A 13,738-nucleotide genomic window follows, 5' to 3' on the forward strand; every position below is an offset into this window, starting at 1 on the left:
CCCTCGCTTAACGAAATAGTTCCCTCAAATCAAGCCCTGATAGTATTCCAATACTTTAATATTCAGCAAAGCCTTGTATTTTGCCTGCAGCAATTCCTGTTGAGCCGTTATCAATCTGTTTTTTTCCGTCAACATTTCAATCGTATTCTTGAGGCCCAATGTAAACTGTTCGTTCATCACATCGTAACTCTCCCGGCTATATTTGACTTTCTCTTCGGCCGCCACGAACTGGGCTTGTGAAGCCAGGGTATTTAAATAAGCCGTTTCAATGTCGGCATACAGTTCTTTCCGTATACTTAATTCATTCAATTGCGATGAATAGACATTGATGCCGGCTTTCTCCACGGCGCTTTTGACAGTCCTGTTGGAAAAGATGGGAATACTGACCGACAATCCGATCATGTTATTCCAGTTATTTTTCAATTGTGAGCCGAAAGAGTATCCCGACTGATTATATAGGTTGGCGGTTCCGGTATTCACCTGTAAGCTGACAGTGGGATAAAAACCGGCCTTGGCTTTTTCAATACCCAGTTGCGCATATTCAGTGTTAAGCTCGCTGTTTCTTATTTGTGGCATCACATGTAAAGCCGTCTGATAAATCGTCTGTTTATCGGGGACCAGGGATAATACATCTTCCTCGCCGGGTGGTGTGAGGGTCAAATCCATGCTGTCAAGACTGTCCAGTTCCAGAAGTTGTTTCAATTGTAATTTATAATTCTCCAGGGTGGTTTGGGCATTCACCAAATTGTAATTATCCGCCGCAAACTGTGATTCCCATTGAGAAACATCGCTTTTGGCCACCGAGCCGACAGATAATTTTATTTTATTGCTCTCCAATTGGGCTTTGCTTAATTCCACGGCATCCTCATATGCTTTCAAAGCCTCGCTGGCATAAAGAATTTGGAGATAGTTTTGTATGATGGATAATTTGATGTTGTTTTTACTCTCTTCAATTTCCAAATCGGCGATCCGGTTGTTTAATTCGGCCTGTTTGATACCGGTAACGCGTGAACCGCCGTCGAATATGGTCCACGACGCGTTCAGGCTGTAACTTCCGGATGTGGAAAGGGAGGATGTTCCGGAAGATGTGTTTTCTTGTGAAAACGGGTAATTGGTCAGGTTTTGACCAATAGATGCCGAGAGTGAGGGAAGCATGGCCGCTTTCGCCAGTTTGGTATCGACCAATCCGGTTTCTTTATTGGCTTCACTCTTCTTTATTTGTATATTATTTTCAAGTGCATAATCGATACACGCTTGTAAATCCCATTGCGAAGGCAAGGCTTTTTCTTGCGAATACGCGGCCGATATTCCTGACAAAAGGAATACTGCTGCCGTGATACAAACAGAAGCAATATTTGTCCTTACGGGAAAGAATGGATAAAAAATGTACCTCATAAATAATCCTTTTTTCAGGCAAAAGTAGCGTTGCCCGACAAGCCAAGAAAAATATTTCGACGAAGGTTGGGTATTTATCGACCAAAAAAAGGAATCAGCCGACATAAGCCTGCGTGTGGGATACGGCATCATCCCCTAAGATCGAACGATTAGAGCCCCTAACATTGAACGATTCGGGCCCCTAATACCGGATGAACTGATCCCCTAAGGTACGTTGAAAGGTTTCACTACATAACCAGGTGTGATTCACTCTGGCGCGGAATTGAGCGGACGAAGCCGCCGCCAGTAGGAACAATGCCATAAAAGTGGGGGCATTTCTCTTAATTAAAAAGGTTGGAAAACGGGGTTATTGAAACCCCGCCTTCCAACCTTACAATATAAGTATAATGACTTTAGAGCTTGCGGGCTCCGTCGCTGATCACCACATCATAGACTTTCGGTTCATGGCCGTAGTTGGCCTTGAACTGCGTTTTGGCATCGGCGATAAATGAATCATACAACTCATCCTTCACCAAATTGATGGTACAACCACCAAAGCCGCCTCCCATCACGCGCGAACCGGTCACACCATGCTCACAGGCCACATCGTTCAGGAAATCGAGTTCCTCGCAGCTCACCTCGTAGAGTTTACTCATGCCGTGGTGCGTTTCATACATCTTCTGGCCGACGGTCTCATAATCGCCTTTCTCCAACGCGTCACATACATCGAGTACCCGCTGGGTTTCCTCGATCACATATTTGGCACGCAGATAGTCCTCTTCCGAAATCTCATTCCTCACCTCGTCGAGCATCTCCATAGAAGCATCACGCAGGAACTCCACCTCGGGGTGGCGCTTTGCAATGGTTCTGGCGGCATGTTCGCACGATTCCCGCCGTTTGTTATATGCCGATGAGGCCAGTTCATGTTTCACAACAGTATCAAGCAACACCAGTTTATATCCTTTGGGATCAAACGGGAAATAGGCGTATTCCATCGATTTGGTGTCGAGACGGATCAGATTGCCTTTCTTGCCGAAAATGGAAGCAAACTGGTCCATAATGCCGCACTTGACACCCACATAATTGTGCTCGGTGGATTGACCGATACGCGCCAGTTCGAACTGATCGATGCCAAGACCGAGCAGGTCGTTCAACGCGAAAGCATAGGTGCTTTCCAATGCCGCTGAAGATGACATGCCCGCGCCCAGGGGCACATCGCCCGCGAATACGGTGTCGAAGCCCTTCACCGTACCACCTCTTTTGATGATCTCACGGCATACACCAAACAGATATTTGGCCCAACCCTCTTTGGGAAGGTCCTCTTCATTGAGCCCGAACTCGGAACTTTCATCCAAGTCAATCGCGTAGGCCCTCACTTTATCGGTTCCATTGAACCCGATAGCGGCAATCATGCCTTTATCGATAGCGCCGGGGAATACGAAGCTTCCATTGTAATCGGTATGCTCCCCTATTAAGTTGATACGTCCCGGTGAGGCATAGACCTCCGGGGTCCGGCTGTCGAATTTCCCGGAAAATATTTTTATTACTTCTTCTTTCGTCATAACAATTAATTATTAAACCGACACATTATTCTTCCACGGGTGCACTCAGGGAAGCAGTATCTACCGGCACTTCTTCATCGGTCACGGAGACGCCGGTGGTCACGTTTTTCGATCCGACCAGGGCATAGAACAACAGATAAGCCAAGCCGATGGCAATCACCCAGTAGCTTGCCAGATAACTAACCGAATCGGCTATACCCCCCTGGATCCAGGGAAGGATACCACCACCGCATACCAAGGTCATAAATATTCCCGTGGCGGCCGGTGTGAACTTGCCCAACCCTTCTACCGCAAGGTTGAATATGCTTCCCCACATAATCGATGTGCAGAAACCGACCAACACCATAAACATTGCATTAATGGGTATCTGCACCAACCCGAACGAAAGGCCGCCTTCCGAGGTAAAGGCCGGGAAGGTGACTTCGATGGTTGTCGGAGAGAAGATGGCAGCCAGGATCAATAACAATCCTACCAGCGAGGCTGTGGAAAGCATTGCCTTACTGGAAATTTTACTTCCCAAGGAAGCTCCGATCAACCTGCCGGCTAACATGAAAAGCCAATAGATCCCGGCGACAAATCCCGCGGTTGTCTTACCGACCGGTGTGTCGGACAACCATAATATCATCACACCGGGTGTGCCCACTTCCACTCCCACATACACAAAAATAGCAATGGCGCCCAAAACAAAATGCCTGAACTTCAACGCACCTGACATTAGCTTACCCATAGGTTCTTTTGTCTTTGTGGCATGTGGTTCGGGAATTCTTACCGCCATCATTACAAAGAACACAACAGCAAAAACAGCCATCGCGATGTACATCACGGGGAATACATCCTTGATATTGGCTTTAGCGGCCTCCCCAATTAAAATACCCACGAACGCGGGAGTAAATGTAGCCATCACGGAGTTGAAGGATCCACCGACCTGGATCAACTGGTTGCCTTTGTTACCACCGCCCCCTAATGTATTCAGCATGGGGTTGACCACGGTATTCAACAGACACATGGAAAAACCGGCGATAAACGCTCCGAGCAAGTAAATGACAAAAGCGGATTCCTGGGGGGAATGTCCCGAGAGAAACTGCACCAGCACACCTATGAAACCCACGGCGATAGCGATCAGGGCCGTCTTTTTATACCCCACACGTTGTAAAAGCATGCCTCCGGGTATTCCCATCACGGCGTAAGCAATAAAATTGGCTAAATTCCCCAGCAATCCCAGAGAATTAGAAACGCCGAATTGTTCTTTTAATACTTGTCCCATCGGTGCCGCCAAATTGGTGACAAATGAGATCATTCCGAAAAGCGCGATCATCATGATGATTGGCACAATCCGATTCTTGTTCTGATCAGTAGTCGTGTTCATACTTTTTGATTAATTAATTATTAATTATTATTCTATTAACTGTCAATGGTCTAATACAAAATTATTTTGAGTCTCCCATCAAAAACCGGTAGGTTGTCCTTGATGCAAACGTTTCATCCGGGCGTAGGATCACCGACGGATATTCCGGCTTATTGATGCTATCGGGGAAATGTTGTGTTTCGAAACACACAGCCGATCTTGCGGGATAGCGTTTTCCATGCTTCCCGGCAAAATTGCCGGTCATCCAATTGCCGGTATAGAGCTGCATACCCGGCTCGGTAGTATAGATCTCCATTTTGACTCCTGTTTTCGGCGAAAGACAGTAACCCGCGTACACGTATTCATCCATACTCTTTTTATCCAAAATAAAAGTATGATCGTATCCTTTGCCAAAATGCAGTTGCTCAAAATCGTCATCGATCCGCTCCCCTATGGTATGGGGTACGGTAAAATCGAACGGTGTTCCCTTTACCGGTGCCGGTTCACCATAAGGTATGGCCGTATTGTCGGTAGGCAAATAACTCTTTGCATTGATCATCAACCAATGGTCACTGATGGATGGATCCCCTTGTCCGGAAAGATTGAAATAAGAATGATTGGTGAGATTCAGGATGGTCGTTTTGTCGGTAGTGGCCTTATAATGAATGTCCAGGGCATTATCGTCCGTCAAAGTGTAAGTCACTGTAACGGCGAGATTACCGGGAAACCCCTCTTCCCCGTCGGGGGAGAGATAAAACAGCTCGATACCCTGGTCAGTCACTTTTTTCACTTCCCATACCACAGCATTGAACCCCTTCACACCACCATGGAGCGAGTTGGGGCCATTGTTCACCGCCAATGGGTATTCTTTCCCATCAAGCGTAAAACGGCCTTTGGCGATCCGGTTGGCCGTTCTGCCGCAAACGGCGCCAAAATAGGCTTCTTCCGAAGTCAGATATTCATCGATCGTATTATGTCCCAATACAACGTCAACCAATGTTCCGTTTTTATCGGGCACCATCAGCGAAACTATTTTGGCCCCGTAATTGGTGACTGCCAGTTCGCATCCATTTTTGTTTGTCAGAGTGTATAACCCGGTTTGCCTGCCATCTACCGTTTTCTGAAAAGCATCGACAAGCAAACCGGATTTGCCATACAATTTGTTCATGTAATTTTCTGGGTTTAAAATTAAGATATTGATGAAGATTGATTCTCTATAAATCTGCTGTAAAATTAGCACCTATTTTCGATGTGGCATGAAAAAATTTTGTGTTATATAACATAAAATTTTTAATTATCAGAGAAACCCATCATCAACTTCTTTTAATTTTTTTGTCACTAAAAGTTTATCAATCTTGTTTCCATCCACATCCACAATCTCGAAATGAAGATTCTCGTAATCGAACTGATCTCCCACCGCCGGGATCTTATTGATGCATTCAAACACGAAGCCGGCCACAGTAGAATAATCGATCTTGTCGAAATCCACAATAAAATCCTCATCCATCTGCGACAATATCTCTATAGGCGCCTCTCCGCTCACCAGGGCAGAATGGTCGTCACGGATGAATATGAGCGGATCAGAGAGTTCATCTTCGGTCTCCTCCGGAATGGCGCCTACCAGATTCTCGAATATATCGTGAATAGTGATGATTCCGTCGAGGCTCCCATATTCATCTACCACCACAGCCACAAACTTATGGTTGTTCTTGAAGTTTTCAAGCACTTTTTGCGCCAGTTGGTTATTAGGGACAATAATAGGCTCCATGATCAGCTCCTCAATCGAAAACAATTCCCCCTCATTGAGCCGTAACAGGAAATCCCTCATGGAGATGGTACCTACAAAGTCGTCGATCTCCTTTCTGCAGGCAAGTATCTTACTGTGTTTTGTCTGCAACAGGTCCTCAATGATCTCCCCTCTGCTCTTGCTGATATCCACCCATTCCACATCGGTACGGTGTGTCATGAGATGGATAGCCCGTTTATCGGAAAAATAAAAAACCTGCTCGTGGATGATATTTTCTTCCGCATCGATAACACCCTGATGGGAAGCGGTTTTCAACATAGCCCTCAGTTCCATTTCCGACACCACTTCCACTTTCGGTTTCAAACCTATCAGCCGGTTGACAAAGTTCGTCGACACCGACAACAGTTTTACGAACGGATAGAAAATGATACTCACCACATGGATGGTAGGGGCCACGGCAATCGCCATTTTTTCGGGATTGTTGAGCGCGATGGTCTTTGGCACCAGTTCACCTATCACGATGGAGACATAAGTGATAAGGAACACCACAACCACCATGGAAACAGCTTCGGCAAAAGGGGCGACAGCCGGAAACTGCTGAAAGAAAGGCACCAGATACACAGTAAAAGCCTGCCCCCCGTAAGCGCCGTTGATGATACCGATCAGGGTAATGCCCACCTGTACCGAGGACAGGAAGTTACCGGGATCGGAACGTAATTTCAATGCTCGCCGGGCTCCTAACTTACCTTTCTTTCGTTCTGCCTCCAGTTTGTTCTTCTTCGTGGATACGATGGCGATCTCCGACAAAGCAAAGAAACCGTTAAAAAGGATCAGTAAAAGAATGATAATGACATCTATCCACATAGCAGGCTATTTCTGTGATCATCTCACCACAAGGGAGAGGGATAAGTTCCCTCATCGACCAGACTTTTCAATTTTGCCACCACTCCGGGCCGGTCTTCCGCATAAGTGACGCCAAACCATCCGGAAGGCGTGTCGAGCACTTTTACGGAAGCTTTTCCTGTAACGATAAGGTGATTGACCAGTAACGGTATAAAATATTCTGCTTTGAGATTTTCGGCATTTTCTTTCAGGAATTGCACGAAGTAATCGTCGGAGTATTCAAAATAATCGGGTGTGAAACCCCACATATTCATGGAGACCGGAGTGTTGTCGTCGATGGCGACCCATTGGTCGTTTTCATCCTTATAGCTCACTTTTCCGTCCACACGCATCACCTGTGTACGTTCCACCACGCCGGTAAGGTTGCGGTCCTGATCGGTTTCACAAACCCCACGGGCTACGGTGCCGCTTTCCGAAAGGGTATTTCCCACACGGTAACCCATCATGCAATATTTGTTTTCACTCTCTCCCAGGGTGAAAAGATAATCGGCCAGCACCTTATAGCTCTCGCGTCCGTAAAAATCGTCGGCATTGATCACCGCGAAAGGCTCATGAATCACCTCTTTCCCCATCATCACAGCATGGTTGGTACCCCATGGTTTCACACGGTCGGGATGAGGCGTGAAGCCTTCCGGCAATTTGTCCAGTTCCTGGAATACCAGTTCCACCGGTATTTTCTTCTCATATTTACTGACGATCTTCTCCCTGAAGTCCTTTTCAAACGACTTGCGGATCACGAAGACCAGTTTCCCAAAGCCGGCATTTACCGCGTCGTAGATAGAATAATCCATAATGGTCTCGCCGTTCGGACCCAATCCGTCCAGCTGTTTCAGTCCCCCATAGCGGCTTCCCATGCCTGCTGCCAATACAAATAAAGTCGGTTTCATTTTTTTTAGAATAAAGAGCAAAGAATAAAGTCACATGTCTTCTTTTCTTCTTGTCAAATGCTCATTTCATTTATTGATTTGTTGATTTGTAGATTTGCACTTTTTCCTTTATAAATAAGTCGGGATCACTCACCGAGATGCAAATGTAAGATTTTTATCTTAAAATTCATTCACGACTTTATGGATAAAATCAAATTCCCGCGGAGTTAATTCAAAATACATCACTACAGGATGGACTTGACACACCCAATCATCAACCGGGAAAGTCTCTTTTTCTTTTAAGAAGATGTAAAATTCAATATCAGAATAACAGACTCCTTCACCTCATGGAAAATGAGCCATCATTAAAACAGCAGAAATGCTTTCATCTCCCCCTTATTTATTTTACATTATTTAACTTTTATAAATCTATTATGTAACTATTTAGCCTTAGTATTCCGCTTATTTTTTTAGTAAGACAACTTTCTGAGATTTGGATAATTGTAAAGTGTCCGTCCCCACACTATCAGCGCCTGGTTTTCATAATTATTTGATATTCGGTAACATAAATAACCTGTTTGTTTTCGTATGTCATTAATTTTTCGCACCTTTGTAGTATGGAAAGCAATGTTACGGACATATCCTCCCCGCTTCAGTCCATGGCTGATGAGATAAAGTCTATGCGCAAGACCATGGAATCACAGCATATTGAGATATGCCGTTTAAGCAATCTTGATTCTTTGGGGACCGCCTTTCCAAATATCAGAAACCTGACAAGAATTCCAAGAACAGCGGCACTCCTCCTTCAAGGGAGAAGATGAAGGACGAGGTGGTCCGCGGGACCAAATCCCTCCGCCAGCCGACAGGCCTAAAGCCTGGCGGCTGGCTTGCCGTAGACAACGCATTGTCGGCACGGCTCCCAATAATCGCCACCAATCACCGCCCTCTGTTCCTGTTCGTTCAATAGGGTCGATGTTTCTCTTAAAGCACTGAAACTGCTCCTTGTTAATTTCTTTTTCATACGGTTGGATTTTATGTTGATAAATTCATTCTTTCATCGCTCATAATAAAGACTTCTATTCCTCATCTTCCTTTAATACCGGCCGGCAATACGCCCTTCTTCTAACCTCATTTAAGTCAAATGTTTTTCTATAATGTGCTACAAATATTGGTGTCGGACTTCTTACTCCATATTTTATATAAACATGGGCTTTGATAAATCGAAAGTATTCTTTGTATGAGATTGTATAACTCTCTCCGGAATTTAGGCGTAATATCTGACTTTGATTATTCACATCCTGCATTAATCCATAATATACATTCCGAGTCGTATCGTTCCTAAGCCCTACAATATCGAAGTACAAATCACTATGTCCCTCAGCCTCTTCCTTACTAAGTAAAATACTCATCTCATATTCTGTCATGTTTTGTATTTCACAAACAAACTCATTGGGTCTTTTAAAAGAGAATTTCACCGATACGTCTTCTTGTGTAAAAAGTGTCATCGGAAATATATACAGCATCACCAATATCATTGATAATTGCAAAATTTTATTTGTTATCATTATCCTTTTGTTTAAAGTTATTATCAATAATGCTGATCAGCAAGGTTTGCTAATTCTGAATAATACCAGATGCGATAATCTAATTCTGCGGCCTCTTCTGGTGAAAGATTTGTAAATAATTGTTTTTCTTTCATATAAGCATTAACTTCATTCCTATAATACTGAGGATCACGTAAAGTTGAATGATTCATATTTTGCATATAAGAAAATTCATCACCTCCAGATAAAACATTCATAATATATGATTTTATATGCGGAGGAGGTTCAGGAAGTGTTGTATGAATACTTTTTACTGTCGGATTCCATGACAGGTCTTCTGTTATATGAGTATGTTCATGAACTAAAACCCTTAATTGCCTATTTGATGGTAAATTAAAAAAACGATCTTCTAAGAAAACTTCTCCATTGCCTCCTATCCATGCATTAGCTGGTCTACCTATCGGTGAGACAATAATATTCATCTGAGATAAATCAATGTTAAACAATATGGATGCCTGGTTAAAGAACGTAGATTTTGAACTTTCCCATATCATTTGATTTAACATGAATTGACTGTTTGTTATAGGAATATTACCCAGACCGCTACTACCGCCATAATATTCGTAATAACCACTACTACCGTAGTAACCACTTCCACCATAATAACCGCTATCACCGTAATAACCGCTATCACCGTAATAATATCCATCTCCCTGGGAAGTTCTTGTCCAATACATATTTCCAAATGAATCTGTGGTCCAATAGCCGTGGTCATCCCAATAATCGCCGCCTATTACAGCCCTCTGTTCCTGTTCGTTCAAGAGGGTCGCTGTTTCTCTTAAAGCACTGAAACTGCTTCTTGTTAATTTCTTTTTCATACGGTTGGATTTTATGTTGATAAATTCATTCTTTCATCACTCATAATAAAAACTTCTATTCCTCATCTTCCCTTAATACTTGAGGGATATACGCCTTGTTTCTAACCTCTCTCAAATTAAATATCCTTTCATAAGACCCCCCTTTGCGAGGGAGAGATTTTACCACATATTTAATAACGACACGTGCCTTGACGTACCGTTCAGGGTGAATAAATTTATACGAATTTGTATACGTCTCCCCCGCATCTAGATGTAAAATTAACTTCTTTGGATCTTTCCATAATTCATAGTATATAGGAACGGTATCATTAATTGAGTTTAAAGCATAGAAATACAAATTACTACGTATGTCAGCTTCTTCCTTGTTAAGCCAAATGGTCATCCAGGAATCTGTCATATTTCGAATTTCACAAACATATTCACCTGGTTTATTAAAAGAGAATTCCACCGAAACATCTTCCTGTGCAAATAACGATGATGGAAAATTAAATAAGACAATGAATAAGATTGCAACACGAAAAATTCTAAATATTTTCATAATTTCTTGATTAAAATTATTCTCAATTAATATTGATCCGAAAGATTTGCCAATTCAGTATAAAGCCAAATAATAATAAGCTCCCATTTTTGATAATTTTGGGCCAACAAACTGAATATTGCCCGGCGGATAAATCCCGCCTGGTTAAATGTGGGCATAATAACTGAAATTCCCTCTTCCATGCCATCAGTGTTAATTAATTGTCGCAAACAAATTCAGTGCCTTTTCCACTGTTTCATGTGAACCTGCCCCCCTTCAACAGCGCGGCAATACAGATTGCCTCCTCAATGGCTCCTCTTTTCCACGACAAGACACTTCTTTGAATAATCCTGCTCCGACAAGTAAAAAATCATATAAATCTGTCCTATCCACCGTAACAATTGGTTAAAATTTGCTCATTCTCCTAGAAATTCACTGATTCACAGTGTGTTATACAAAACAATCCACTCAATTGTTTGCAAAATAAAAAAATATTTCTTAGACTCATCTTGCATTTCATGTATTTTAACTTTAATCGGATTTTTGTCAAAAGGCTCCCCAATCATAACAGAAGGATTGCAAAAACTGATAGAGAAACCATGCCTTGCCAAAATGGCGGCTGCAAGCTATAGCGGCAAAGAGTACCTGTCGAAATTACGGTATGATCAGCCCGATGGTGCGAACAAATCGATATGCTATGGGGAAGGATTGGTTTTGCTTTGAATCGTCTCGTTGCTGTAGAATAGGTTAAAAAAAACGGCTGAGAACAATAAAAGCCGGCAAGCCACGAAAAAATCTACATCTCATACTTCAAACGCTTTCCACAGATTATCCTCCGGCACGGGCGCGGTGACGTGTATCTTTTTTTGGGAAACAGGATGGACAAACGAGATGGTACGTGCATGAAGACTGATGCTCCCGTCGGGATTGGAACGGGCCGCGCCGTATTTGAGATCTCCCTTGATCGGGCATCCTATTTTGGCTAATTGAACCCGGATCTGGTGATGCCTACCGGTCTCCAGATCTATCTCCAGCAAATAATAATTCTGTGAAGCGGCGATCAGCCGGTAATGCAGCACCGCTTTTTTGGTATGTGGTTTCTCAAGAGTGTGCGCGGTGGATTTGTTGGTTTTTTCATTCTTGATCAGATAGTGCGTCAACTGATCTTCCTCCTTTGGAGGACGATTTTTCACAATGGCCCAATAGGTCTTGTCCACCTCGCCATTGCGAAACATATCGTTGAGCCGCGACAACGCTTTACTGGTCTTCGCAAACACCACCGCCCCGCTCGTCGGACGGTCGAGCCGGTGCGTCACACCACAAAAAACGTTGCCGGGCTTATTGTACTTCTCTTTCAGATATTCCTTCACCATCTCCGACAACGGTTGATCGCCCGTCTTGTCGCCCTGCACGATCTCGCCCGGCGCCTTGTTGACAATAATGATGTGGTTATCCTCGTAAAGAATTGTCATCGAATCAGGTATTCATCCCACCGCAGACATTCATCACTTGCCCGCTTACATACGAAGAGAGGTCGGAAGCAAGGAAAAGAGCCGCATTCGCGACATCTTCCGGTGTGCCTCCGCGTCGTAACGGAATCTGCTTTGCCCATTCGTTACGCACTTCCTCCGACAACTGTCCGGTCATTTCGGTAATGATGAAGCCGGGAGCAATCGCATTGACACGGATACCGCGTGAACCCAACTCTTTGGCCATCGATTTCGCGAGTCCGATCATTCCGGCTTTAGAGGCAGAATAATTGGCTTGACCGGCGTTCCCCGATACCCCTACCACAGAACTCATATTCACAATGCTGCCCGATTTCTGGCGCATCATTATGGGGGTCACCGCATGAATGAAGTTGAATGCCGACTTGAGATTCACATTGATTACCGCATCCCACTGCTGTTCGCTCATCCGCATCATCAAGCCGTCTTTAGTGATACCGGCATTGTTGATCAGGATATCTATGCGGCCAAAATCCCGCATCACCTGCTCAACGACCTTGTGTGTTTCTTCAAAATTGGCGGCATTGGAGGCATAGCCTTTACACTTCACACCCAAAGAGGCGACTTCGTGTTCGGTAGCCGCTCCCACTTCATCTATGGTTAAGTCCGTAAACGCGATATTCGCACCTTCCGAAGCAAATTTCATCGCGATAGCCTTCCCGATACCGCGGGCAGCTCCGGTCACTAATGCTGTTTTTCCTTCTAATAGCTTCATTTTCAATTATCAATTATAAATTACCAATTATCAATTTCTTCATTCTTCACTCTTCACTCTATACAATCCCTTAAAGAGAATATCAGAAATAATTTCCCGGTCTTCTTTTTTATTATAGTCAAGCCTTAATGTACCCCGGATGGTGGGCACTTCCAGCCCTTTGAAAGCATAATGCAATATTACCGCGGTTTGCTTTACATTCCTCAGTCCGAAAATACCTTTATTACAACCGTCCTGGATAATCCCTTCGAGGTAACTGATCTCTTTCCTGTCGAACTCCTTACGGACATTTTCCACCTGCCAGATATCCCTGAAAAAATTGGCACGCAAAGTACCATTGCGGGTAACCACCTCTTTAACGGCGCTCAGGCGGGTGAAAGCCAACAAAATCAGTTTCTCATCGGCAGGGATGTCACGCTTGATTACCTCCTCGAGTCTGTTGTACAGCACATTGAGCTCCGACTCAATAACTGCCTTGTAAATATCGTATTTACTGTTGAAATAGGTATAGAGAGTACGTCGGCCACGTTGTGATGCTTCGGCAATATCATTCATCGTTGTATTCTCAACACCTTTCCTGGCGAAAAGCTGCTGGGCTACATCGATTAAATTTTTCCTTGTCTTAGAAATTGCTGAAGCCATAGCACTATGCACATTTTACGTACGTGTGTGCAAAAATAGTACAAGATTCCAAATTTAAAAAGTAAATAACACAAAAAAATGAAATAGATATTTAACATCCAAAACATAGAGAGAGTAAGGACGAGAACATACCGAAG

14 protein-coding genes are annotated in these 13,738 nt (G+C 43.8%); 1 reads left to right on the forward strand and 13 read right to left on the reverse strand.

Going from position 1 to position 13,738, the window contains the following annotated elements; genetic code table 11:
* Positions 1 to 24 precede the first annotated feature (24 nt).
* The 10 genes from D7D25_RS07310 to D7D25_RS07360 form a co-directional block, all read right to left on the reverse strand.
* Positions 25 to 1,395 (reverse strand): TolC family protein, encoded by a 1,371-nt coding sequence (locus D7D25_RS07310; protein ID WP_122968324.1) that lies wholly within the window; start codon positions 1,393 to 1,395, stop codon positions 25 to 27.
* 392 nt (positions 1,396 to 1,787) lie between these two features.
* Positions 1,788 to 2,936 carry a galactokinase gene (gene galK, locus D7D25_RS07315; protein WP_122968325.1) on the reverse strand — a complete coding sequence of 383 codons (1,149 nt, stop codon included), beginning with the start codon at positions 2,934 to 2,936 and terminating at the stop codon, positions 1,788 to 1,790.
* A gap of 25 nt (positions 2,937 to 2,961) precedes the next feature.
* Positions 2,962 to 4,302 carry an MFS transporter gene (locus D7D25_RS07320; RefSeq protein WP_122968326.1) on the reverse strand — a complete coding sequence of 447 codons (1,341 nt, stop codon included), beginning with the start codon at positions 4,300 to 4,302 and terminating at the stop codon, positions 2,962 to 2,964.
* A 61-nt stretch (positions 4,303 to 4,363) separates the two neighbouring features.
* The gene (locus D7D25_RS07325; RefSeq protein ID WP_122968327.1) at positions 4,364 to 5,449 is read right to left on the reverse strand and encodes an aldose epimerase family protein; all 1,086 of its coding nucleotides are present in this window, start codon (positions 5,447 to 5,449) and stop codon (positions 4,364 to 4,366) included.
* Between the two features lie 129 nt (positions 5,450 to 5,578).
* Complete coding sequence (locus D7D25_RS07330) at positions 5,579 to 6,892, reverse strand: hemolysin family protein (RefSeq protein WP_122968328.1); 1,314 nt, start codon at positions 6,890 to 6,892, stop codon at positions 5,579 to 5,581.
* A 23-nt stretch (positions 6,893 to 6,915) separates the two neighbouring features.
* Positions 6,916 to 7,818: a sugar phosphate nucleotidyltransferase gene (locus tag D7D25_RS07335; RefSeq protein WP_122968329.1), complete on the reverse strand. Its 903-nt coding sequence runs from the start codon at positions 7,816 to 7,818 to the stop codon at positions 6,916 to 6,918.
* A 1,055-nt stretch (positions 7,819 to 8,873) separates the two neighbouring features.
* Positions 8,874 to 9,362 (reverse strand): hypothetical protein, encoded by a 489-nt coding sequence (locus D7D25_RS07345; RefSeq protein ID WP_122968330.1) that lies wholly within the window; start codon positions 9,360 to 9,362, stop codon positions 8,874 to 8,876.
* Between the two features lie 23 nt (positions 9,363 to 9,385).
* Positions 9,386 to 10,219, reverse strand: coding sequence for a hypothetical protein (locus D7D25_RS07350; protein ID WP_122968331.1), 834 nt, complete (start codon positions 10,217 to 10,219; stop codon positions 9,386 to 9,388).
* 55 nt (positions 10,220 to 10,274) lie between these two features.
* Positions 10,275 to 10,757, reverse strand: coding sequence for a hypothetical protein (locus tag D7D25_RS07355; protein WP_122968332.1), 483 nt, complete (start codon positions 10,755 to 10,757; stop codon positions 10,275 to 10,277).
* Positions 10,758 to 10,783: 26 nt separating this feature from the next.
* Positions 10,784 to 10,939, reverse strand: coding sequence for a glycosyltransferase (locus D7D25_RS07360; RefSeq protein ID WP_122968333.1), 156 nt, complete (start codon positions 10,937 to 10,939; stop codon positions 10,784 to 10,786).
* A gap of 373 nt (positions 10,940 to 11,312) precedes the next feature.
* Between D7D25_RS07360 and D7D25_RS17970 the strand changes: the two genes are divergently transcribed.
* On the forward strand, positions 11,313 to 11,459 hold the full coding sequence (locus tag D7D25_RS17970) for a hypothetical protein (protein ID WP_158602568.1): 147 nt from the start codon (positions 11,313 to 11,315) through the stop codon (positions 11,457 to 11,459).
* A gap of 80 nt (positions 11,460 to 11,539) precedes the next feature.
* On the opposite strand, the gene D7D25_RS07365 is transcribed toward D7D25_RS17970, so the two are convergent.
* Genes D7D25_RS07365 through D7D25_RS07375 form a run of 3 tightly spaced genes read right to left on the reverse strand, consistent with a single transcriptional unit; the run spans position 11,540 to position 13,601 of the window.
* Positions 11,540 to 12,208, reverse strand: coding sequence for an RluA family pseudouridine synthase (locus tag D7D25_RS07365; protein WP_122968334.1), 669 nt, complete (start codon positions 12,206 to 12,208; stop codon positions 11,540 to 11,542).
* Positions 12,209 to 12,212: 4 nt separating this feature from the next.
* On the reverse strand, positions 12,213 to 12,959 hold the full coding sequence (gene fabG, locus D7D25_RS07370; RefSeq protein ID WP_122968335.1) for a 3-oxoacyl-[acyl-carrier-protein] reductase: 747 nt from the start codon (positions 12,957 to 12,959) through the stop codon (positions 12,213 to 12,215).
* Between the two features lie 39 nt (positions 12,960 to 12,998).
* Complete coding sequence (locus D7D25_RS07375; RefSeq protein ID WP_122968336.1) at positions 12,999 to 13,601, reverse strand: TetR/AcrR family transcriptional regulator; 603 nt, start codon at positions 13,599 to 13,601, stop codon at positions 12,999 to 13,001.
* Positions 13,602 to 13,738: the final 137 nt, after the last annotated feature.

Source organism: Proteiniphilum sp. X52 (assembly GCF_003712195.1).
Lineage (GTDB): Bacteria > Bacteroidota > Bacteroidia > Bacteroidales > Dysgonomonadaceae > Proteiniphilum.